This window comes from Paenibacillus sp. MMO-177, assembly GCF_037147795.1.
GTDB lineage: Bacteria > Bacillota > Bacilli > Paenibacillales > Paenibacillaceae > Pristimantibacillus.
The window spans coordinates 1010572-1033648 of record NZ_JBBCUR010000001.1; the positions used below are offsets into that span (position 1 = coordinate 1010572).

At 52.5% G+C, this 23077-nt stretch carries 20 protein-coding genes and 1 other annotated feature; of the genes, 11 read left to right on the forward strand and 9 right to left on the reverse strand.

What is annotated here, in order from left to right; all coding sequences use genetic code 11:
• Positions 1 to 4 precede the first annotated feature (4 nt).
• From WFK81_RS04455 to pruA, 3 genes are all read right to left on the reverse strand, one after another.
• Positions 5 to 1693, reverse strand: a complete 1689-nt coding sequence (locus tag WFK81_RS04455; protein ID WP_336785222.1) for a glycerol-3-phosphate dehydrogenase/oxidase — start codon at positions 1691 to 1693, stop codon at positions 5 to 7.
• 109 nt (positions 1694 to 1802) lie between these two features.
• Positions 1803 to 3299 carry a glycerol kinase GlpK gene (gene glpK, locus WFK81_RS04460; RefSeq protein ID WP_336785223.1) on the reverse strand — a complete coding sequence of 499 codons (1497 nt, stop codon included), beginning with the start codon at positions 3297 to 3299 and terminating at the stop codon, positions 1803 to 1805.
• Positions 3300 to 3410: 111 nt separating this feature from the next.
• Positions 3411 to 4958, reverse strand: coding sequence for an L-glutamate gamma-semialdehyde dehydrogenase (pruA, locus tag WFK81_RS04465; RefSeq protein ID WP_336785224.1), 1548 nt, complete (start codon positions 4956 to 4958; stop codon positions 3411 to 3413).
• A gap of 140 nt (positions 4959 to 5098) precedes the next feature.
• On the opposite strand from pruA, the gene WFK81_RS04470 reads away from it, so the two are divergent.
• Positions 5099 to 6016, forward strand: coding sequence for a proline dehydrogenase family protein (locus WFK81_RS04470; RefSeq protein WP_336785225.1), 918 nt, complete (start codon positions 5099 to 5101; stop codon positions 6014 to 6016).
• A gap of 700 nt (positions 6017 to 6716) precedes the next feature.
• Here the strand turns inward: WFK81_RS04470 and WFK81_RS04475 are convergent.
• Positions 6717 to 7826: a M24 family metallopeptidase gene (locus WFK81_RS04475; RefSeq protein ID WP_336785226.1), complete on the reverse strand. Its 1110-nt coding sequence runs from the start codon at positions 7824 to 7826 to the stop codon at positions 6717 to 6719.
• A 181-nt stretch (positions 7827 to 8007) separates the two neighbouring features.
• On the opposite strand from WFK81_RS04475, the gene WFK81_RS04480 reads away from it, so the two are divergent.
• The 3 genes from WFK81_RS04480 to WFK81_RS04490 all read left to right on the forward strand — a co-directional run bounded on the left by WFK81_RS04480 (position 8008) and on the right by WFK81_RS04490 (position 10114).
• Positions 8008 to 9240: an aminopeptidase gene (locus WFK81_RS04480; protein WP_336785227.1), complete on the forward strand. Its 1233-nt coding sequence runs from the start codon at positions 8008 to 8010 to the stop codon at positions 9238 to 9240.
• Between the two features lie 476 nt (positions 9241 to 9716).
• Entirely contained in the window at positions 9717 to 9893 is a 177-nt protein-coding gene (locus tag WFK81_RS04485) for a hypothetical protein (protein ID WP_336785228.1), read from the forward strand.
• 44 nt (positions 9894 to 9937) lie between these two features.
• Complete coding sequence (locus WFK81_RS04490) at positions 9938 to 10114, forward strand: hypothetical protein (RefSeq protein ID WP_336785229.1); 177 nt, start codon at positions 9938 to 9940, stop codon at positions 10112 to 10114.
• A gap of 38 nt (positions 10115 to 10152) precedes the next feature.
• Here the strand turns inward: WFK81_RS04490 and wsfD are convergent, their stop codons facing one another.
• The gene (gene wsfD / locus WFK81_RS04495) at positions 10153 to 11577 is read right to left on the reverse strand and encodes a glycan biosynthesis hexose transferase WsfD (RefSeq protein WP_336785230.1); all 1425 of its coding nucleotides are present in this window, start codon (positions 11575 to 11577) and stop codon (positions 10153 to 10155) included.
• Positions 11578 to 11739: 162 nt separating this feature from the next.
• Positions 11740 to 12246, reverse strand: coding sequence for a DinB family protein (locus WFK81_RS04500; protein ID WP_336785231.1), 507 nt, complete (start codon positions 12244 to 12246; stop codon positions 11740 to 11742).
• A 193-nt stretch (positions 12247 to 12439) separates the two neighbouring features.
• Here WFK81_RS04500 and WFK81_RS04505 point away from each other — a divergent pair, with 193 nt between their 5' ends.
• The 4 genes from WFK81_RS04505 to WFK81_RS04520 all read left to right on the forward strand — a co-directional run bounded on the left by WFK81_RS04505 (position 12440) and on the right by WFK81_RS04520 (position 14977).
• A complete protein-coding gene (locus WFK81_RS04505; RefSeq protein ID WP_336785232.1) occupies positions 12440 to 13114 on the forward strand; it encodes a PspA/IM30 family protein in 675 nt (224 codons plus the stop codon).
• Between the two features lie 115 nt (positions 13115 to 13229).
• The gene (locus WFK81_RS04510; RefSeq protein ID WP_336785233.1) at positions 13230 to 13631 is read left to right on the forward strand and encodes a DUF350 domain-containing protein; all 402 of its coding nucleotides are present in this window, start codon (positions 13230 to 13232) and stop codon (positions 13629 to 13631) included.
• A gap of 30 nt (positions 13632 to 13661) precedes the next feature.
• The gene (locus WFK81_RS04515) at positions 13662 to 14168 is read left to right on the forward strand and encodes a DUF4178 domain-containing protein (RefSeq protein ID WP_201008341.1); all 507 of its coding nucleotides are present in this window, start codon (positions 13662 to 13664) and stop codon (positions 14166 to 14168) included.
• Positions 14169 to 14239: 71 nt separating this feature from the next.
• Positions 14240 to 14977: a DUF4247 domain-containing protein gene (locus tag WFK81_RS04520; protein ID WP_336785234.1), complete on the forward strand. Its 738-nt coding sequence runs from the start codon at positions 14240 to 14242 to the stop codon at positions 14975 to 14977.
• Positions 14978 to 15068: 91 nt separating this feature from the next.
• On the opposite strand, the gene WFK81_RS04525 is transcribed toward WFK81_RS04520, so the two are convergent.
• From WFK81_RS04525 to WFK81_RS04535, 3 genes are all read right to left on the reverse strand, one after another.
• Positions 15069 to 16769, reverse strand: a complete 1701-nt coding sequence (locus WFK81_RS04525; RefSeq protein ID WP_336785235.1) for an extracellular solute-binding protein — start codon at positions 16767 to 16769, stop codon at positions 15069 to 15071.
• A gap of 65 nt (positions 16770 to 16834) precedes the next feature.
• The gene (locus WFK81_RS04530; RefSeq protein WP_336785236.1) at positions 16835 to 17749 is read right to left on the reverse strand and encodes a carbohydrate ABC transporter permease; all 915 of its coding nucleotides are present in this window, start codon (positions 17747 to 17749) and stop codon (positions 16835 to 16837) included.
• A 51-nt stretch (positions 17750 to 17800) separates the two neighbouring features.
• Complete coding sequence (locus WFK81_RS04535; RefSeq protein ID WP_336785237.1) at positions 17801 to 18754, reverse strand: ABC transporter permease; 954 nt, start codon at positions 18752 to 18754, stop codon at positions 17801 to 17803.
• Positions 18755 to 19311: 557 nt separating this feature from the next.
• On the opposite strand from WFK81_RS04535, the gene WFK81_RS04540 reads away from it, so the two are divergent.
• From WFK81_RS04540 to argS, 3 genes are all read left to right on the forward strand, one after another.
• A complete protein-coding gene (locus WFK81_RS04540) occupies positions 19312 to 20265 on the forward strand; it encodes an L-lactate dehydrogenase (RefSeq protein WP_336785238.1) in 954 nt (317 codons plus the stop codon).
• A gap of 50 nt (positions 20266 to 20315) precedes the next feature.
• Positions 20316 to 20639, forward strand: a complete 324-nt coding sequence (locus WFK81_RS04545) for a thioredoxin family protein (RefSeq protein WP_336785239.1) — start codon at positions 20316 to 20318, stop codon at positions 20637 to 20639.
• 39 nt (positions 20640 to 20678) lie between these two features.
• Positions 20679 to 20932, forward strand: a binding site (T-box leader).
• 56 nt (positions 20933 to 20988) lie between these two features.
• The gene (gene argS, locus WFK81_RS04550; protein WP_336785240.1) at positions 20989 to 22683 is read left to right on the forward strand and encodes an arginine--tRNA ligase; all 1695 of its coding nucleotides are present in this window, start codon (positions 20989 to 20991) and stop codon (positions 22681 to 22683) included.
• The last annotated feature ends 394 nt before the right edge of the window (positions 22684 to 23077 follow it).

Genomic DNA, 23077 nt, shown 5'->3' on the forward strand with positions numbered 1-23077 from the left:
AATCCTACTCCATCGGTTCCACCGCCAGCTGGAGCTCGCGCTCCAGCTGCTCCGCATAAGCCGTGCTGACGCCAGCCGACCAGCCGAACAGCTCCGCCATATAACGGTGAACGCCGTCCTTCCAGCGGATAACCCGGCTGCGGTCGAACAGGAGGCTGCCGCTGCGGCGGATCCAGAAGTCGACCGGCTTGCAGGCCATTTCATGGCGGATCGCATAAAGCAGCTCAAGAAGCAGCGTAACCGGAAGCTTTCGGCGGATCGCTTCTTCCTGCGCTTCGGGCATAAGGCTGAGCACGGTATCGATGTTGGACCCGAACCGGCGGACAAGCCTTTCCGCATCCGGGCCGGCGAGCCCCGCCCCGACCGCTGCCGCCTTTTTCTCCTCAACAAATCGCTCATATCCCTCAGAACCGCCAACGTTGCCGCCCGAGATCGGAAGCGTCTTCGTCCGGCTCTCGCCTATACCGCTTCGCCCAGATTTGGCAAGCTGCTCTGCGGCCTGATTCATAACGGTCTCGGCCATCTTCCGGTAGCCGGTCAGCTTGCCCCCTGCCATCGAGAGAAGGCCCGACGGCGACACCAGCACCTCGTCGCGCCGCGAAATCTCGGACGGGTCTTTCCCTTCCTGATGAATAAGCGGACGTACGCCTGCCCAGCTCGATTCCACGTCCTCGGCTTTCAGCCCGAGCGTAGGGAACATATCGTTAGCGGCCTTCAAAATATACTGCCGGTCTGCGGCGGTCATCCGCGGATGGACAAGGTCCTCCTTGTAATCGGTATCGGTTGTGCCGATATACGTCTTTCCGTCGCGGGGAATCGCAAACAACATCCGCCCGTCTTCCGAGTCGAAGTAGATGGCCTGACCAAGCGGAAAACGTCTCTGGTCGAATACGAGATGGACGCCTTTCGTATGATGGAGCGTCTTCCCCTTCTTGGATCCGTCTTTCTCCCGTATCGCGTCTACCCAAGGGCCAGCGGCATTGATCGTAACCTTTGCCTTCACTTGTCCCGTATTTCCCGTCAGCCGGTCCCTTAGTTCCGCACCAATGATCCGCCCGTTCTCGTAAAGCAGCGATTCTGCCTTCACGTAAGAGATCGCGCAAGCTCCTAGCTCTACGGCTTTCTTCATCACTTCTATCGTTAATCTGGCATCGTCGGTGCGGTACTCGACATAATAGCCGCCGCCCTTCAGGCCCTCCCGCTTCAGCAGCGGCTCGCGCGTGACGGTCTCGTCTTTTCCAAGCATTTTCCGCCGCTCCGAACGTTTGACCCCGGCCAGAAAATCATACAATCGAAGCCCAAGCGAAGTACTGAACATCCCGAAGGTACCGCCTTTATAGATCGGGAGAAGCATCCATTCCGGCGTGGTCACATGCGGCCCGTTCTCGTACACAATGGCTCGTTCCTTGCCGACCTCGGCTACAACTCCGATCTCGAGCTGCTTCAAGTAACGCAGACCGCCATGCACCAGCTTGGTCGAACGGCTTGACGTCCCCGCGGCAAAATCCTGCATCTCCACCAGCGCCGTCTTTAATCCCCGCGTAACCGCATCAAGCGCGATCCCCGCTCCGGTAATGCCTCCGCCGATAATAAGCAGATCATATTCCTCCGCCTGCAGTCTCCCGAACTGCTCCTCTCTCTTTAGAGCGTTAAATAAAGCTGGTCCTCCCCCATGTCCGTTCCCGCTTGCCATTACGAACAGCTCCTATCGCAAATTCTTTATTTATGCGTAAAAAAGAAAACCGCGAACATTTCTCCATTATGCTATTACGCATGATGAAGAACTGCCACGGTCTATTCCCTTATCGAAAAACCATTGCCGCCTGCACGGCCTTCTGCCATCCGGCATACAGCTGATCCACCCGCTCCTGCGCCATCGCCGGCTCAAAAACAAGGTCCAGCCGCCGCTGCTCCAGTATCTCCCCGCGGCCCTGCCAATAACCGACCGCCAGCCCAGCCAAATAAGCGGCGCCTAGCGCCGTAGTCTCGCTGATGACCGGCCGTTCAACCGGCACGCCAAGCAGATCGCTCTGGAACTGCATGAGCAGATTGTTGCGGATCGCGCCGCCGTCCACGCAAAGCGTTTGCAGCGGAATGCCCGCCGACTGCTCCATCGCGTCCAGCACATCCTTCGTCTGATACGCAATGGACTCGAGCGTTGCCCGGACAAAATGCTCGCGCCGCGTCCCGCGCGTCATGCCGAATACCGCGCCGCGCACCTCGCTGTCCCAATAAGGCGTTCCCAGACCGACAAAAGCCGGAACGACGTAAACGCCTTCCGTCGACTCAACGGAAGACGCCAGCTTTTCGCTTTCCTCCGAGGTTTCGATCAATTCCATGCCGTCGCGCAGCCACTGCACTGCCGATCCGGCTACAAAAACGCTGCCTTCAAGCGCGTATTCCACCTGTCCGTCAAAGCCCCAGGCGATGGTCGTCAGCAGGCCATGCTCCGAACGGATCGGCTCCGTGCCGGTGTTCATCAGCATAAAGCAGCCGGTGCCGTACGTGTTTTTCGCTTCGCCCTTCTCAAAGCATCCATGCCCAAACAAAGCCGCCTGCTGGTCGCCCGCAGCGCCCGCGATGGCAATAGGCCCGCCAAACAACGCCGCGTCCGTTGTGCCGTACACCTCGGAAGACGAGCGCACCTCCGGAAGCATGGAAGCCGGAATGTCCAGCCATTCGAGCAGGTCGGCATCCCACTTCAGCTCATGGATGTTATACAGCAGCGTCCGCGACGCATTCGAATAATCCGTCACGTGAACCGCTCCGCCGGTCAGCTTCCAGATCAGCCAGCTGTCCACGGTGCCGAACAACAGCTCGCCGGCCGCCGCTTTGTCACGCGCTCCCGCTACCTCGTCGAGCACCCATTTCGCCTTAGTTCCGGAGAAATAAGGGTCGATCAAGAGCCCTGTTTTTTCCCGGATCGGCATCTCATGGCCAGCTTCCTTCAAGGCTTCGCAAATGCCCGACGTCTGGCGCGATTGCCAGACGACGGCGTTATAGACGGGTTTGCCCGTCGTTTTGTCCCAGATAATCGTCGTCTCCCGCTGGTTCGAGATGCCGATTGCGGCGATGCGCTCCGCCTTTAGGCCTTCCTTCTCAAGCAGCTCGCGTATAACCCTAAGCGAGGTTTCCCACAGCTGCTCGGCGTCCTGCTCCACCCAGCCCGGATGCGGGAACGTGCAGTCCACCGCCGTCTGGGCTACTGCGCGCGGATTCCCCGCTTTATCGAATAAAATCGCACGTGTGCTCGTTGTCCCTTGGTCCAGCGCGATGATATAGGTTTCCTGCTGCGTCATAATGATCGATCCCCTTTATCCATAAATCCTGCATTTCCAAGTACCCGCTTCCACTATTGTATTCTATTCGCGGCGCTGAGCCAAACTCCCTTTGCTGGACGCTTACATTCCTTAATATCTCTCCGATACAATCTTCGCCTGCGTGAACAGGAGCAGATAATCGCGGCCGCCCGCCTTCGAATCCGTACCCGACATATTGAACCCGCCAAACGGATGGGCGCCAACAAGTGCTCCCGTGCACTTGCGGTTCAAATACAGATTGCCTGCCATAAACTCGCGCCGAGCCTGCTCCAGATGCGCCCGGTTTCTCGAAATGACGGCTCCCGTCAAGCCAAAATCCGTATTGTTTGCCATTTGAAGAGCCTCATCGAAGGACTTCGCTCTCGTAAAAGCAAGCACCGGACCAAAAATCTCCTCCAGCGAGATGCGGGCATTCGCGTCTACATCCGCAAAGATCGTAGGCTCGATAAAATAACCAACCGAATCATCGGACGTCCCCCCCGCGACCAGCCTGCCTTCTCCCTTGCCGATCTCGATATACTCCTGGATTTTGGTGAATGCTTTGTCATCGATAACGGCCCCTACATTCGTGCTGGCGTCGGCGGGATCGCCTACCTTTAACCGGTTCGTGCGGTCCAGCACCTTCGCAAGCACCTCGTCGTACACCGCTTCGTGGACGATCGCTCTGGAGCAGGCGGAGCATTTTTGCCCGGAAAAGCCAAAGGCCGAAGCGACGATCGAATCCGCGGCCAGATCCAGATCCGCTTCCGCATCCACGATGATCGCGTCTTTTCCGCCCATTTCGGCGATGACGCGCTTGATCCATTTTTGCCCCGGCTGCGTCTTTGCCGCCCGTTCGTTGATCCTTAGTCCAACCTCGCGGGAACCGGTAAAGCTGACGAACCTCGTCAGCGGATGGTCAACCAGATAGTCGCCAACCTCGCTGCCCGGCCCCGGCAAATAATTGACTACGCCGGCAGGAACGCCGGCTTCTTCAAGCAGCTCGAAAAACTGCGCCGCAATAACCGAAGTCGGGCTGGCCGGCTTCAGGACAACCGTATTGCCGCATACGAGAGCGGCCGTAGTCATGCCCGCCATAATAGCGAGAGGGAAATTCCAGGGCGGAATGACAATACCGACGCCAAGCGGAATATAATAAAGTTGATTCTCCTCATCGTCAAGAGGAGTTAGAGGCTGCGGCTTGCTTATACGCTGCAGCTCGCGGGCGTAAAATTCCATGAAATCAATCGCTTCCGCCGTATCCGCATCGGCCTCGGCGCGCGTTTTGCCCGCTTCAACCGTCATCCATGCGGAGAACTCATGCTTGCGCCGCCGAAGCAAGGCCGCCGCTTTATATAAATACCTGGCCCGCTCATTCGGCTCGGTATGCTTCCAGCTGTCGAAGGTGCGAGCCGCCGTCTGAACGGCCTCTTCCGCAAGATTGGCATCCGCTTGGGAGACTACGCCGATCACCTGATTTTTGGAGGCAGGATTTGTGGACAGCGATGTCCGCGTTGTCGTAATCCGGCGGCCTCCGATCACAAGCGGATACTCCCGGCCCAGCTTTGATCTCACCAGCTCAAGCGCCGCATCGTACGCCTTATTGTTTGCTTCCAACTGAAAGTTCGTAAAAGGCTCGTTCTTAAATGTTGCCCTCATACCCGCATCCCCCTTCGATACATGCTCACTATTCCATTTATAGTTCATCCGGCAGGACGTTATGTGTCTTAACTGGAAGTCTGGCATACAAGGGATCTATGACGGACTTTCCCTTGAACCTTAGAAAGGAGCGATAGACAATGGGTGCAGGCCTTTACCGCCGAACAATGCTGGGCATCACGGGCAACAAGCTTGTTGAGCATTTGTCCATCCGCTACGGCCGCAAGCTCGCTTCCAAATTCATCGCCGGCGACAATCTGGAAGAAGCGATGGATCGAACGGAGGAGCTCAACAGCCAGGGCATCATGGTGACGCTGGACCATCTTGGAGAAGGCATCAAAGACTTGAAGGAAGCCGAGGGCTACAGGGATGAGTATTTAAAGATCGTCCGCGAGATCGCGAGACGTAAAGTGAACGCCAACGTCTCGCTTAAGCCGACCCAATTCGGCCTCGCGCTGGATAAGGAGCAGTGCCACGCCAACATCCGGGCGGTTGTGTCGGAGGCGAAGTACAGCCGGATTTTTGTCCGGCTCGACATGGAGGATACGCCCTATACGCAGGCGACCATCGATCTGGTGCGGAGGCTGCATGCCGGCTGGATGACGAATGTCGGCACCGTCATTCAAGCGTATTTGCACCGGTCCGAGGATGACGTGAAGGCGCTTAGCAAGGAAAAGGTTAATCTGCGGCTGGTGAAGGGAGCGTACAAAGAGCCCCCGGAGGTGGCGTATCAGAATGCGGGGCAGGTGCTCGGCAACTTCAAAAAGCTCATTGAGCATCGCCTGACGAACGGAGTGTATACGGCCGTAGCTTCTCATGATGATAAGGTCATCAACTTCACCAAGGCTTTCGCCGAGGCGAACCATATTTCGAAAGATGCCTTCGAGTTCCAGATGCTCTACGGCCTTCGGATGGGCAAGCAAGCCGAGCTTGCACGGGAAGGCTACCGCGTCCGCTGCTACGTGCCATACGGTACGATGTGGTACCCGTATTACACCCGCCGTTTGGCCGAAAAGCCGGCGAATCTGGCGCTGGTTTTGAAGAATATGTTTAAGTAACCGCAAATTTCAACGATGTACTTTAGTTGAAATTTGTCGGGTAACCGCAAAGTGTAATGGCACTTATCTGTTACACTTTGTCGGGGACCGCAAGTTTCAAGAATAAACTCTCGCAGCCTCCCTCACCCCGCTAACGAAACGTAGTATCGTTATTTCCGGAAAAACGGCCGTTTTCTAAATCTAACGAAACCTGGTATCGCTATTTGGTCGTTTTCAAGCCAAATGTAGCTCATTCGCCCCAATTAACGTTACTGAGTTTCGTTAGAAATCACAACGGCCCAAAAACCGCCAAATAAGGTGTTATAGTTTCGTTAGCGCCGCGCGAGGGCCCACCCAACGTTGTGCTCAGTAAAATATCACAAAAAGAAATCCCTGCGGGTACGCAGGGATTTCTTTTTGCCGGCTACATGGGCCGAGGATGCAAAGACGCAAGCGGGCTGCAGGCGGGCTCAAATCCAATGCACCCCACCCCGGCTAACGAAACGTAGTAACGTTATTCTCGAAAAAACAGCCCGTTTTCCAAAGCTAACGAAACCTGGTATCGCTATTTGGTCGTTTTCAAGCCAAATGTAGCTCATTCGCCCCAAATAACGTTACTGAGTTTCGTTAGAAATCACAGCGGCCCAAAAACCGCCAAATAAGGTGCTGTAGTTTCGTTAGCGCCACGCGAAGGCTACCCCACTACCGCCACATCGCTCTACTAGTTGCCCAGCAAAATCAGCTCTTTCGGGTAGCTGGTCAGCACGCGGACGGAACCGTCTGCTTGAATGTACACGTCATCCTCAATCCGGACGCCGCCAACCACCGGATCATAAATGCCCGGTTCAATCGTAAACAGCAGGCCCGGCTCGATAACCGATTGATTCTGCCCCGAAACGGAAGGCTGCTCATGAACATCCATGCCAAAGCCGTGTCCGAGACGATGAGTGAACAGCGGCGCAAAGCCCTTCTGCTCAATAACGTCGCGGGCCGCTTTATCCACGGAAGCAAGCGTAACGCCCGCTCTCGCCGCCGCTATTCCCGCCATGTTGGCCGCAAGCACCGTATCGTAGATGGCGCGCTGCTCCTTTGAGGCCTCGCCCATCACAAACGTTCTCGTAATGTCGGAGCAGTAGCCGTCGGCCTGAACGCCGATATCGATCAGCACAAAGTCGCCATGCTTGATCGTGTCGTAGCCCGGCGTACCATGCGGAAGAGCGGAACGGGCGCCGGTCAGCACAATCGACTCGAAGGCCGGACGGTCTGCGCCAAGCTTGCGCATCTGATACTCAATCTCCGCCGTCAGCTCAAGCTCTGTCATGCCGATTTTGGCATGGGAAGCGGCGTGCGCCACAACCTTTTCAACCATAAGGACGGCGGTTTGCACCTTGCTGATTTCTTCCTCGCTTTTTTTCGTGCGCAGGGACAGAATAAAGCCCTCGAGGTCAATAAAACGCGTGCCGCCCAAAGCTTCTTGAATCCGCTCAGCCTTGGCGATCGACACCGCTTCCTTCTCAATGCCCGCTGCCGCGACTCCCGATGCCGTATGCTGCTTCAGCACCTCGTAAGCATCCTGCGTATCCGAAATCGGCACAAGCTTGCCTTGCCCGCCAAAAGGCTCCGCCGCCGACAGGTCGAGAAGCGGCATGTACAGCGTCTCCTCCCCCGTCCGCGCATCCAGTGCCAATGCCAGGAACCGCTCATGCGGATTGCAGGAAAAGCCCGTAAAATAATATACATTCGTCGGAGACGTAATAAAGGCGATATCAATGCCGTTCTCTTTCAAATAAGCAGCCAGCTGCCCTTTTCTCTGTTGCCAAATGGATTCCATGCATATTCACTCCGTTTCTCAGTAAAAGCCTTCCCTGCTATTATAACGCCGTCCCGGGCTGTTACCAAACCATCCGGCCTCTCCTCTACCATTTTGAAATTCCCCAAAAATAAGTTCATACTATAGCTATAGGGTCCACAGGAAACTATACATAACGTTAACGAGAGAGGAATGAAGCCCCGTGCTGACTTTTGAGCAGAAATTAAACAACTATGCGGACATCATCGTAAAAATCGGAGCGAATATACAACAAGGGCAATCGGTTATGGTTAATGCGACAATTGACGCGCCAGAGCTCGTTCGACTCGTCGTGAAAAAAGCGTACGAAGCCGGTGCCTACCAAGTGAAGGTATTCTGGCATGACGATGCCGTATCCCGCATTCATTATGATCTTGCTCCGCTTGAATCCTTCTTGGAGGAGCCAAAATGGTCCGCCGGCGAAAAGCTCGAGATGGCGGAAAAAGGCGCTGCCTCCATTACGATCGGATCTGCCGATCCGGATCTGCTCCGCGGCGTGTCGCAGGAAAAAATCCGCAACGCGGACCGCACGTCGCGCAAGGCAAACGAGAAATACCGCCAAATGTCCCAGGCTTTCAAATTTACTTGGTCGCTGGCAACGGCTCCTTCCGCTGCTTGGGCAGCCAAGGTCTTTCCCGATCTTCCGCAGGAAAAGCAGGTCGCAAAGCTATGGGATACGATCTTCCAAATGGTACGTGCCGACCAGCCGGATCCAATCGCCGCTTGGGAAGCGCATATTAAGCAGCTGAAATCCAAAGCGCAATATTTGAACGATAAAGCCTATAAATATCTGCACTATGTTGCCCCTGGCACCGATCTGACGCTCGAATTGCCAAAAGATCAAATTTGGCTTGGCGGCAGCAAGCAAAATGAGCAAGGCACCTGGTTTGTTCCAAACCTGCCAACCGAAGAAGTCTACTCGGCGCCGCTTCGTACCGGCGTGAACGGAACCATCTCCAGCACGAAACCGCTCAGCTATAACGGCAATATCGTCGATAACTTCTCGTTTACCTTCGAGAACGGCCGCGTTGTCGATTTCAAGGCGGAGCAAGGCGAGGAAGCCATTAAAGGCCTGCTCGATACCGATGACGCAGCAAAATTCCTCGGCGAAGTTGCCCTGGTGCCGCATACCTCGCCAATCTCGGATTCGAATATTTTGTTCTACAAAACGATCTTCGACGAAAATGCTTCGTGCCATTTGGCTCTGGGCAGCGCATACGCGTCCTGCATCAAAGGCGGCGCCGGCCTGTCGCGCGAGGAGCTGCTCGAGCGAGGGCTGAACCAAAGCATGGCGCATACCGACTTCATGGTTGGCTCCGCCGAGCTCAACCTGTACGGCATCACCGAAGACGGCACCCGCGAGCCAATCCTGGTTAACGGCAACTGGGCGTTTTAATCGACAGTGATCCTACTGAGCTTTGTTATCGACGGTGATCCCGCCGAGTAAACATCTCCCTCCAGTTGCTGTTGAAATCGAGATATTTGAATAAATTGTCTAAGGTTTTATCTCGATTTCAAAGGCAAGCGTTACACTCTTCCGGGAGATATTTTCTCTTCGGATCCTATCGATTATTTTTTGAAATAAGGGGTAGAACAGGATTTCAAAACCTGTTCTGCCCCTTTTTCTGCCCACACCCCGATTGATAGGTGGAGAAGGAATAGTATCTCATGGAGGAGCGTCAGCGCTTGCCTTTGTTACTCTTGATATATCCGCTGAAAATTCGATCAGAATATCAAGATAACAACAGCAACCGGAAGGAGATACTTTCCTGCGTAAACCATACTCAATTTATATCTCTACTACCTTCAGCCGCGACCGATCCTACCTATCAATCATAGACTATACCAGTCTATCAGGAGGAGGCTTCCCCTATGAATCATCAAAATGTGAAGTCCTACCGATACCGTATCGGCCGCAACCACTACATCGTCATTAATATTTATCAAAAAGCCTCGGCAAAGGCCGAGGCCGGCAATGTGCTCGCAAGCAACGCCGTTAACGTGCAAATTATGAAGCGGCTTGCGAAACAAAAGTACCGCAAACGTTAATCAGCCTCGCTGTTCGTCCAAATAATGGCGAGGAGGTGATTGAAATGGGTCGTAAAAGAACGAAGTCCTCTGACAAGAACATTGTCAAATGGAGCTCGGGAACAACAAACGTCCGCGTTGGCCAATCCGCAAACGCAACGATTAACCAAGGCGGCAACGCGTTTGCCATCAACGCTTCCGAGATTGGCGTCGTCCGCATCCGTCCTGGCGCGCAAGGCTAAGCAGACGCAAAAGAAAAGCAGGGCTGTTCGCATGGAGGTCAAGCTCCACGCAGCAGCCCTGCTTTTTTTACGATGATCCGCACGACATACAGTACGCTGACCACCATCATCATATCGAAGCAGACGTTAAACAGGAACAAATGCTTGCCGAGATCCGCCTCCCCGTCGCCAACGAGAGGTACCGCAAAACCAAACATCCCGGCAAGGGCAAGTATAAACAATGCCTCCAGATAGAGCCGCTGCTGTACTGATCTCCAACGCCTTATATACTCCACGGCAAGAACGATGAGATACGCTGCCGCAAACGCCGCAACAAAGCCAAAGTTGTTCGGCATAACCTTCAGCTTGAACGTACTCCAGGTGCTATAGGCATAACTGATCGCCCCGTAAGGCTTGCCCGCCTCTTTCTCATAGCTGCCCAGATACAAAGGCCGGATACTCATTCCGTTCTTCGCGGCGCGCTCCAGCTTGTGCAGGAATCTATCCGGATGTTTCGCATAATACAGCAGCACATCCTTATGGCTGATCTCCTTGAGCGCCGAAATAATGCGGGGGTCATTCTGCTTGATTACCGTGTCCTTCTGAAAATAATTCGTACCGGCATTCACCTTGAACTCCTCCGGCAAACCAAGCTCCCTAAGATCCGCCGCGGGGTCGGGCGAGTCCTTAAGCACACCAAAGAACACCGTTTGATACAGGTTAATATGCTTCAGTCCGCTTGGTGCAGCGGCATACATCGTAACGGTAGCAAGCAGCAGCACGGCTGACCAGATTCCGACTGTCCATCGCCATGCCCGGTCCGCTCTCAATTTCCAATAACGCAGACCAAGCAGCAAGAGCAGAAGTCCGATAGGAGCGTTTTGCAGCTTGGTGCCGACAAGACAGACTGCGGACAGATAAAAGGCCGTTAAAAGCCAGATAGAAGGCTTGTCCGTGCGTGGCAGAGCCAAAGCCAATCCGAAGGTGAACAGCATAAAGATCACGGTGACCGCTTCACCGAAGAACGAGTTGAAATAAGCCACATACCCGACATCCAGAAACACAAGCGATAAGCTTGCGATAAGTACGGTATTGAAGATAACCGAACGTTGCTTATTGGATTTGACGATAATATACAAGGCCGCGACATACAGCACGGAATACAGCAGCGCTAGGATCCGAATGTCAAACGTCTGCGAATTGACCGCTCTACCGATAATTCCGGCAATAAATACAGGGATGATCTGGGAGGAAATATATCTATCCGCCGAGAACGGTCCGTAATGATACAACCTATGAAAATATCCGAAATACTTGTCCCGGTAAGATTCCCCAGGATCGGCGAAATCGATTCCGCCCGCAAGCATCATCCGGTAAAAATCTCCGTTATTCGCAACACCGACGGGGCTGAAGAATAACAGAGGCAATAATATAGCGGCTGCAATTAGAACGATCAGCCACTCCAAACGAATCCATCTTTTCAAGTGGGAACCTCCGACAAATCTCTACATTTTTGCATGTACAACCTGACTTACGGACTAGGACTTTATGTGGACATCCTCTGCTGTGGATATGTTATTAACTTTGTGTAAAGTCTCGATGTTATTGGGGATTATTCATGTTGATAATGTGGATAAGCCTGTGGATTAATTATATTGGCCGTACAGGAAAAATATATAATCCGTTGCAACGCCCGGATGGCCCTGTTGTCTTAGTATAGCCGCCACATTGCCCCGATGATACGTCCCGTGGTTCACAACATGCTGAATAATACCGGATAGAGGTGCCGTCATGGACCCGAATCTCGGATGCGTAATGGTCGTCAGCTTGTCCAGATCTTCTACACCGGCCATATAGGTACGGAAACGGTCCGCGATCCGGTTGTAGCGTTCTTCCAGCGATGCCGCCGTCATCCCCTTTACTTCCTCCGCCTTGCGGTTAACCAGGCCAATTAGATCGGTCTCCTCCCCCAACAGGACGGCAAGCCACAGCTCATCTCGTACATACAGATGCTCCAGCACTGCGGCTACGGACGGGAACACGCTTTGCACCTCTGCCGCATACGCTCCTTCGGGAAGCTGCCTCAAATGCTCGAACAGCCGATTGTTGGCCCATGCATGATATTCGAATTGGCGGATAATTTCATGACTCATTCCTTCTCATCTCCTTGAGGTAAAACGGCTAGATTGCCTATCCATTTTACCAAAGATTTCAAATTTTATTCAATGAAACCGGGGCACCACTTTTTCCCGAGCTATCGAAATGAAACCTATTCGAGCGTATAATCGTATGTAGGTGTTATAAGACCCCATATTGAAAAATGAAAATTCCGGGAGGATGTTTAAAATGTCTATTTTCAAACGACTTCGTGACCTTACTTTATCGAATGTGTACGCTCTGATTGAGAAAGCGGAAGATCCGATCAAGCTGACTGACCAATATATCCGTGACATGCAAGAAGATCTTGAGGATGCCGAAAAAGCGGTAGCCGCCCAAATCGCCCTCGAGAAAAAATTCAAGCAGCTGTATGAAGAACAAGCTCAACTGGTGGAAAAACGCGGCGAGCAAGCGCATATCGCGGCTCAAGCTCAAAACATCGACCTTGCCCGCCGGGCGCTGGAAGAGAAGAAATCGGCTGAAGCGAAAGCCGCCGAATACAAAACAAGCTTTGACAACAACAAAGCGATGGCCGATAACCTCCGCGCGAAGCTCGACGAAATGCGCAAACAGCTGACCGAAATGAAAAACAAACGCGAGACGCTGGTTGCCCGCTACCAAGCGGCCAAAGCGCAAGAGCACATCAACAAATCGCTCGCGGGCTTCAGCTCCGATTCCGCTTCCGCAGGCCTGAAACGCATGGAAGAAAAAATGCTTCAAGCCGAAGCGCGCGCCGAAGCATCGAACGAACTTGCCCAGTCCAAAGGCAAATCGCTTGACGACGAGTTCGCGGCTCTTGGCAAGGACAAAGCGGTTGAAGACGAGCTTGCCGCTCTGATGAAACAGTACGAAAAGAAGGAATAGCTCCTGCACGCATGGAATAAAATGGACTGACGCAAACATGTCCGCCGGCGCCATAGCTTAACGGCAGCGCCGGCGGATTTTGCGGTTCTATTACTTTATTGGGGGAAGAATTGTCATGACTTGGACGGATTTGCTGCAAATTCCGGTGTGGACAGGCGCTGGGGCGCTGCTGCTTTTTATCCTCATGTATTTAGACTCATTGTCCACGAAATACCATGATTTTAAGGAAATGAAAGATGGTAATATTGCTGTAGCGGTCCGCTTCGTCATGAAGCTGGGCGCACAGGCATACATCCTTGCTTCGTCGATCGGACAGGCAACTTACATGTGGGAAGCTCTTGTGATCTCGCTTGCATCGTTTATCACCCTGCTGATTGTTGAAGCGATTTTCCGGATTATATTCGGTGCCATTGCCGGCATTCAGCTGGACAAAGGTATTCACGAGGGCAAGGTAGGCTACGCGTTAATCGCCGGGTCCCTTCACATTGCGGGTGCGCTGATTATTGCTTCGGTCTAACAGAACGATCGTACGAAGGAGTAAACCTAGATGAGCATTTTTAAACGGATTAAAAATATTATGGCAAAGCCTGAGCCGGTCAAAGCGGAGAAAAGCATTCTGTCTCTTGCTCCCGGCGATGTATGCGAAGTCTCCCTGGTCACGTATCAAGTAACCGGCAGCAGCCGGAACCGCAGCCGCAACGCGGTTGTGCTGACGCTGCAGGACGGAAGCGACATCCGTTATCTGTCCATTGAGGAACGCGAAAGAACGGTTTTCGCGCTGTATGAGCAAATCGACGGAAGACTCGATACCTTTGACGAAGTACCAACTACTCTTGAGCTGGATGACCGGGCTTATCACATGGAAGAAAACTTCTCGGGTATGATCGCGGCCAACGGCAAAACGCCGTTTATGCAAGGCGGCGAGCAATACGTATGGCAGTATCAGTCCGACGATATGAAGCTGCTCCGCGTGGAATGGCTCGACGGACGATTCATGCTGTACGTAGGCGAATCGGTGCTGCCCGCGGATGTCCGCGTGATCCGGGGCGCATAAGGCGAAGCTATTCTTTAAGATTAAGCTTTCGAAGTAAGAATTGCTTCGCAATTCTTTTAGGAGGAGCACGGATGAAGAAGTGGTGGCTTCATAGCATCAAAATTATTCTATTACTCAGCCTCATCGTTCCCATGCTTGCTGCCTGCGCCATCTCCGATACCGTAAAGGAGCAGTATCCGCTTGAATCGGTGAACGGTTCGGGCAGCCAGACGTCTTACGTCTACCGGGCTGCGGACCAGACCGTTCCGGAGGTCGCCAAGCAGCTCGTCGATAAAAAGAAGCCGGAGCAGCAGTCTGCGGAAAGCACCGAGAGGATGTTCCTTGTCTATAGCGATGAGGTCGTCCAGATCCAGCAGGCTCCCGATAATCCGTCGGACTCCCTAATCGAGATCGACTCCAAGGAATATGTCCGCAACAACTATAGCAGCAGCTTCCTGCAGGGCTACCTGCTCGCCAGCGTGCTGAACGATCTGTTCGATAACGGCAAGTACGGTCACGGCAATTACCGCGGTTACTCCCAGAAGGATGTCTATAAACCGCAGACCACTTACCACAAGCCAACCGACCAGGATCTGAAGAAAGCACCGCCGATGACGGTGAACCGTACTGGGACCATCTTCAAGCGTTCGAAGAATGCCGACTCCACGGCGGTCGGCTCCGGCAGCAGCGGTTCCACCGGCAAGACCGGCAAGGTCATTACCGGCGGCTCGTCATCAAGCTCTTCGAAGAAGAGCTCGGTCTTCACCAAGCCGAAGAAATCGGCGCCGAAGATCCGGATGGGCTCCGGCCGCGTTACGCGGCGACGGTGACGATGCGCATGTTTCATGCTAATTAAACAATAAACACGATAAACCGCCCGAGAGCTCTCGGGCGGTTTATTTATTATAGTCCTAGTTTATCTTAGAAACCAATGTCATTCCGTTCTGCGGCTTTCTGAGCGACAAACTCCGTCATCTCCAGGGCGCCGGCATCCTTGAACTTCTCTTGGGCGTTATGAAGGATTTTCAAAGCTTCTTCATCCGATTTCGCGAAGTAGGCTTTCTGCAATTCCGCGTTAAAATCAAAGCCGCCTATCTTGTCGCGATATTGCTGATATTTCGGCCATTCTCTTTCAAGATAAGAGGCGCTTACTTTATCAATAATTTTAATCGGCATTTTCGCCGAGAAGCTTTCCTCCAGCTTATCCCATTGCGTTTTTTGATCATCCGTTTTCGGCCATGTCACCGTATCGGAGAAGGCGCCGGTAAATCTTCCCGGCAAGAAGTTAAGTCCTTCATCGCGTTTCAAGTCCGGATTCTCGTCAAATTGCTTTTTCACATCCGGAATCCATTGCGGTCTTCCGTCCACCATCGTATAATCCTTGCCCTCAATGCCCCAGTAAGCGAGCAGACGCCCTTCGTCGCTGTTTACGAAATCAATATAACGCAGTGCCGCATCCGGGTCTTTGATCTTCGCGCTCAAGAAGATGGCAGGGAATCCGGAACGTCCCGGCTTCTCAACCTGCGTTGCGATTTCACCGTTCTTATTCTTCATAGGACCAAGCAGCTCGTATTGCATTTCCGGATTGGTTTTATACAGCGTTTTTGACAAATCCCCGAGCATTGGTTGGGCTCCGAATACGGCCAGCTTGCCGGTGGTCAGCTTCTCCATCGCCGTCGTGTCGGTGTTGCTGAATGCTTCAGGATCGAATAGTCCGTCTTTGATCAACTTGCGCAAATACAGCATTTTGTCTTCTTCGTCTTTGGATAAAGCCCAGAAGGTCAGCTTGCCGTCTTCCTCACGGAAGTCCGAAATATTGTAACCCGTCCAGCCCTTCGTGAATTGACTGGAATCCCAACCGTTGTGCAGCGTTCCGGCAGGGATAACCGGCTTGCCGCTAATATCTTTGAAATTGCCGTTTTTGATCTTTTCCAGCAAGTCGTACAGCTTTTCCTGCGTATCAATATCCGCCGCATTGACATTCAGCGCCTTCAAAATATCGCCGCGGGCATAAAGGCCGTAATTCCAGTTATGAATGCTTTCGATCGAACCGTCCGGCGTTTCCGTCGGAATGATATATTGCTTGCCTTTGAGATCAGGGCTATTCATGTCAAACTCGGCAAAGTCCTTGGCTATGCCAGTCGTAATCAGTCTCTTAATATTCGGATATTTATCGAGATAAGGCGTTAAGTCAAGAAGCTGACCTTCCAGAGCGGCTTTCTTGATAACTTGACCTTCACCGCCGGTTGTCGACCAGTACGGAGCGTTTACGATATCCGGAACCGTTCCGGAAGCGAACATCGTATTCAGCTTCTCGACTTCGCTTGTCGTGATCGATTCCATCTTGAGCGTGACGCCAGTCTTCTCTCTTATCGCTTTGGCTACCGGATTGTTCACCTGGTCTTGCGGGAAGCCCGCTCCGCCGCCATTCCATGCGCTCAGGAACGTTAACGTGACCTGTTTGGGTGCATCCGCTTCTTTTTGCCCCGTGTTCGTTGCGTTCCCTGCAGTCGCGTTTGGTTCGTTGTTCCCCCCATTATCGCTGCACGCCGTCATCGACAATGCTAGCAGCGGGATCGCGGCAGCCAGGCCAAGAGAACCTTTTAATCTGGTTTTACGCATTTGACAAGCCCCTCTCATTTATTAATTGTATATATAAAAGGCAATGCCTCTTATACCCCTCGCGACTACTCTTTGAGCGAACCTACCAGCACGCCCTTTACGAAGAACCTTTGAAGGAACGGATACACGCAGAGGATCGGAGTGGTAATGATAATGACAAACGTCATTCGAAGCGCTTCTGGCGTTACGCCCCGCAGCTCCATTTGGGATTGGCTCATGTTTTGGATAGTCGAACCGCCGCTTGAACCCGTCATGGTCTGGAAGGACGCTTCGCTGATCATTTTGTTCAGGAACGTCGCCGCAGGCTGAAGGTTTTCTTTCGAGATGAAGAACTGCCCGGTAAACCAGTCGTTCCATACGCCAACCCCTACAAACAAAGCTATGGTTGCGAGTACCGGCATGGATAGCGGGAGAATGATACGAGCAAACACCTGCAGCTCGCTTGCCCCGTCGATTCGGGCCGACTCCGACAAGCTGGGAGGGATCCCGTCAAAGAACGTTTTCATCACAATCGCGTTAAAAAAGTCGTACAGCACGGGCAGCACCAGCACCCAATACGTATCGATAATATGAATTTGCCGGTACAAGATGAAAGTCGGAATCAATCCGCCGCTGAACAAGGTCGTAAAGAAGAAGAAAAAGACGATGTATTTCCTTCCCGGCAGACCTTTCCGCGAAAGGCCGTAAGCGAGCAAGGAGGTCAGCATGACGGAACACAGGGTAACGATTACCGTCCGTGAAATGGAAATCCAAAAGGCGTTCAAGACCTGCGGATTATTAAATGCCTTGGAATAGTTCTCAAGCGTAAATACGCGGGGGTAAAAGTAAATGCCGCCTTTCATGGCGTCATAGCCGTCATTAAACGAAAGCGCCAAAAAATAAATAAAGGGGTAGAGTGCCGTCAGGCAAAATAGGAGCAGCACGGTATAATTCAAGGTCGAATATATTTTATCGGCTGCCGACATTCTTCTCGTGCCCATTCCCGCACCTCCTGAAATGAATTATCACCCAAATGGCCGTTCTGACTTTCCTCACCATAAAGACACGTCGCTTACCTTCTTGGCTATCTTGTTAACCGTAATAATGAGGATCAGCGAGATGGCCGATTTGAATAAGCCGATCGCCGTGGAATAAGCGAATTGCCCTTGCTGGATACCCGTCTTGAGCACGTAGGTGTCCAATATCTCAGAGACGCTTAACGTAGCAGGCGTCTGCATTAGCCATATTTGGTCAAACCCGGCATTCAGAATGCCGCTTAAGGAGAAGATCAGCAGAATGCCGATCGTAGGCACCAAGGTTGGAAGCGTGATTTTAAACAGCTTGCTCCAGCGGCCCGCCCCGTCCATCTCCGCAGCTTCATACAAGTGCGGATCAATGTTGGTCAGTGCGGCCAAATAAATGATGGATCCCCAGCCAATGCCTTTCCAGATGTCGGAAGTGATAACCAGAGGATAAAATAAGGACGGCATTCCCATAAAAAAGATCGAGTCGAGTCCCATTTTTTCGCGGATGTCATTCACAAGACCAACGTTGGGAGAAAGAATCTTTTGCATCAGCGTCACGACAACGACCCAGGATACAAAATGCGGCAGGTAAGAAATCGTTTGAAAAATCCGCTTTATTTTGCTGCGCATCACGGCATTAAGCATTAAAGCGAGAACAAGCGGCGCCGGAAATCCGAACAACAGCTTAAGGCCGCTGATCGACAGCGTATTTTTGAGGACGGAATAAAAGTTGGAATCGTTCAAGAACTGCTTGAAAAACCGCAGTCCCTCCCATGGACTTCCCATTATTCCGAGGTTGTACTTGAAATCTTTAAATGCGATCAAAACGCCATACATCGGATAATAGCTGAACACCAAATACCAAATAACAGCCGGAAGCATAAACAAGTACGCATGCCTGAAATACCAAACTCTAGACCAAGTCTGGCTCTTTTTTTTCGGGATCGGCATGACTTCGACTTTTGCCTCATTCACGATCATTGTCTCTTCCACCTCCTAAAATGAATAACACTCGACGGCCAGGCTTTTGCCAGTAATACAATTCATACTTCTTAAGCAATTGCTTAGGCTTAAAAGCAGCGTGCTAGTTCAATTGCGGAATCGGCCACATTTTATTCATATCTTGAAAGCGGTTACACCTAATAATAATATAATATATTTAATATATACAATCAATACGACCATCGAACGATTTTAGGGATTATTCGGGCAAATAAGCTTATTTTTTAAATAAAATATGGGTATTTCTTTCGATTTCTAGCCTACCCTAATCTCCATAAATCTATATAATATATTTAATATATTTGTCGTAATGTGTAGATTCATGGAGTTTTAGGTCGCATTAACGCCAATGTTCGTTTTCGCGGCAAGACTTTTGACATGGTCGTGCAAGGAAGGCGCCATGCTCACAACCTATGTTCGTCCGGCTAACCGCAATGGAAGAAGGACAAACACGACCGTAACTTCGCCGTCACATGATTGGTATGCAAGCCCATATACTAGAAGTAACAACATTTGGGGCAAGGGGCTGGATGGGCATGAGAAGCAAAGCGCGCAAGGTAGCGATCGTCGGCGTGGGCAACGTAGGTTCAAGCTGCGCGTATTCCCTCATCAATCAGTCGATATGCGATGAGATCATGCTGATTGGACGGACGCCTGACCGCGCGGCGGCGCAAGCGCTCGACATGTCGCATGGCATGGATTTTATCCACTCCCGCACGAAGATTTATACCGGCACGTACGAGGATTGCTCGGATATGGACGTCGTTATTCTATCGGCCGGGGGATATCCGCCAAAGGGCCAGGACCGGATGGGCACGCTAAGCGAGGTTGCCGATATTTATGGCCATATCATTCCGCGGATTATGGACAGCGGGTTTAACGGTATTTTTCTCGCGGCGGCTAATCCGGTTGACGTGGTTACTTACGCCGTATGGAAATTGTCAGGACTGCCCCGCAGCCAGGTTATAGGATCCGGCACATCCATAGACTCCGCCCGGCTCAAAACGCTGCTCTGCGAGCATTTCACCGTTGATCCGCGCAGCGTGCACGGCTACGTGCTGGGTGAACACGGAGAATCCCAATTCCCGGCATGGTCGCATGTGACGATTGGAGGCAAGCCGATTCGGGATATTCTTACCCAGCATCCAGTCCGGTTCGGACATCTCAAGCTGAGTGAAATTGCCGAGCAGACCAAAAACGCAGGCTGGGAAATTTACACCCGCATGGGCTCCACCCACTACGGCATCGGCAATGCGCTCGCCTACATTACCCGCTCCGTTCTGAACGATGAGCATCGCATCATCGCCGTCTCTTCCATTCTCGAGCAGGAATACAACGAGACGGGCATTGCGGCAGGCGTTCCCGCCATCATTACCCGTAGCGGCGCCAAAGAAATCGTTGAGCTTAATTTGACGCCGGAGGAAGATGAGCAGATGGCATTTTCCTGCCGTATCATTCGCGAAGCAATTGAGCAGTTGAGGCTGGGATGATACAATGAAGGGCATCATTCCTATTCTTAATATCCGGGAGATCGTATCTTATGTCTTTGAACCAGCTCACTGATCAACAGCTTCGGGAAGCAATCGCAAGCGGAGGCTCCGTGCTTGTTCTGTACCGCAGCACCTTCTGCACGCCATGCCATACGATTGCCGGAGAGCTCGAGGCCGCCATCCCTTCTCTTCGCAGAGAAATGACTGTCGCTTCGGTTAACGTCGACCTGTTCCCGCAGACAGCCGCCCCGCTTGAGCTGCGCGCCGTTCCCGCCATGGCCTTGTATAAGGATGGCGAGCCGATTACGGTGATGCGGACTTTCGTGGCCTGCATGTCGTTTATTCAAATTCTTAGCCATAGAACGAAACAATAGATTGATTATTCAGATAACATCAAGTATGATGGTCGTTATATAACATCGAGGAACGGGACAGTAGCGAAGATGATGACCATGAGCAGCGAGCCGGGTTGGTGAAAGCCGGCGATGGCGCCTTTTGCGAAGAGGACCCGGGAGATGGCTCGCCGAACGGAATTTCATTTACAGTAGGCCAGCCCGGTTCAGTACCGTTACAACGGCGAGATGCTTATAGCAGCGCGTTTATTTAACACTTCCGCCTGCTTATAAGCAACAAGAGTGGCACCACGGGATTAACCCCCGTCTCTTACGAGACGGGGGTTTTATGTTTTTATTTTGCTACCATTTTTTCAGGAGGCTTACCCTTATGTTAAAAGAAAAAATTGCCGCCAGTCTGGCGGAGCACTGCGCCCTTTCGATCCAGCAAATTGCGGAGCTTCTGGAGTTCCCTCCTAACGAGCAGCTCGGAGACGTCGCTTTTCCCTGCTTTGCCTTGTCAAAGCTAATGAAGCAAAGCCCGGCGCAAATCGCCGGCCAATTAGCAGCTACCCTGCCGGAGAGCAGCCAGTGGACGATATCCGCTGCCGGTCCCTACCTTAACTTCAAGTTCAACCGCGCCGCGGTGATCGAACAATTCGTGCTGGATGGCGGAGCGCGAATACCGGAGATTGGCGGAGGCAAGCGCGTCATTATCGACATGTCCTCCCCCAATATCGCCAAGCCGTTTGGCATCGGGCATTTACGCTCGACGATGATTGGCAACGCCCTTTACAACCTGCTCCGCAAGGTGGGCTACGACACGGTTAACGTTAATCATCTAGGCGACTGGGGCACGCAATTCGGCAAAATGATTACGGCTTACCTGAAATGGGGAGACCCCGCCGGCAAAGCCGAGGATCCGATTAAAGCCTACCTCGAGCTTTATGTCCGTTTCCATGAGGAAGCGCAGCTCCAGTCGGAGCTGGAGGCGGAAGCACGGGAATGGTTCGTCAAGCTGGAGAGCGGCGACCCGGAAGCCAACCGCTATTGGCGCATGTTTATCGAGGACAGTCTGGCCGCCTTCAACAAGCTGTACGACCGCCTTGGCGTGGCTTTTGACCATTACCTTGGGGAAAGCTTCTATAACGATAAAATGGATGCGGTAGTGGATCGGTTGAACCGTCAAGGCTTGCTCGAAGAGAGCGACGGCGCGTTAGTAGTGCGGCTGGACGAAGAAGGACTGCCGCCCTGCATTATCAAAAAATCCGACGGCACCTCGATCTACGCCACGCGCGATCTAGCCACCGCGATCTACCGGCACGATCAGATGCAGGGCAATGAGCTGCTGTATGTGGTTGGCGCGGAGCAATCCTTGCATTTCCGCCAGTTATTCCTGGTGCTCGGGCGGATGGGCTTTGATTGGGCGAAAGAGTGCAAGCATATTCCGTTTGGCCTCATGCTGATGGACGGGCAAAAAATGTCTACCCGCAGAGGCAAGGTCGTCTTCCTGGAGGATGTGCTGGATGAAGCGGCGGCGCATGCTCTGTGCATTATTGAGGAAAAGAACCCTAACCTCGCGGGTAAAGCCAATGTTGCGGAAGCCGTTGGCGTAGGCGCCGTTATCTTTGGCGACCTGCTCCACTCGCGTCTTCATGAAGTAAACTTCTCCCTCGAAGACGTCGTTAACTTCGAAGGCGAAACGGGTCCTTACGTGCAATACACTTATGCAAGAACGCAAAGCCTGCTGCGCAGAGCAGGCAGCGGTGTTCCTGTTGAACCTGGTCAACATGCTGTAGCTGCCGATTACCACTATGCCGAAGGCGATCAATCCTGGCAGCTGGCGAAGGCTTTGATGCGCTACCCGGATGCGCTCGCGCAAGCGGCGCAGCGTTATGAACCTTCCATCTTAGCCCGTTACCTCATCGAGCTCGCGCAGACGTTCAACCGGTTCTATCACCACGAGAAGATCATTACCGGCAATACAGCCGAACAAGCCGCGAAGCTGGCGCTTGTCCGCATGACGGCCGAAACTCTCGAGGACGGACTAAAGCTGCTGGGAGTCAGACCGCTGAAGGAGATGTAAATGCACAAAGGGGCAGACGCCTATTGACTGCGGACCTGCCCCTTCCGTTTGATTATAGCTTTCTTTGTTGAATCTCGTATTCCTCCACATAATTGCGGTAAGCCTCTCCACGGCAATAATGGATGATATCCGCTTGAATCTCCGGATACAGCACAATGGCAGGCAGCTCCGAAATCGGGATCCATTTGACTCCGATCTGAGTGGGATCAGGAATATCGGGGAGTTTGGGAGACGAACCTTGTTTCAGCGTGCATGCAAAAGTGACCCCTACCGAATGCGTATGCGGAGCGCTGGAATAAATATCGTCTCGTAATCATCATAACGACAAACGGCTTCTGCCGGAGTGAATCACCGTCCTTGCGGACAATGGTTCACGCCTGGCAGAAGCCGTTTC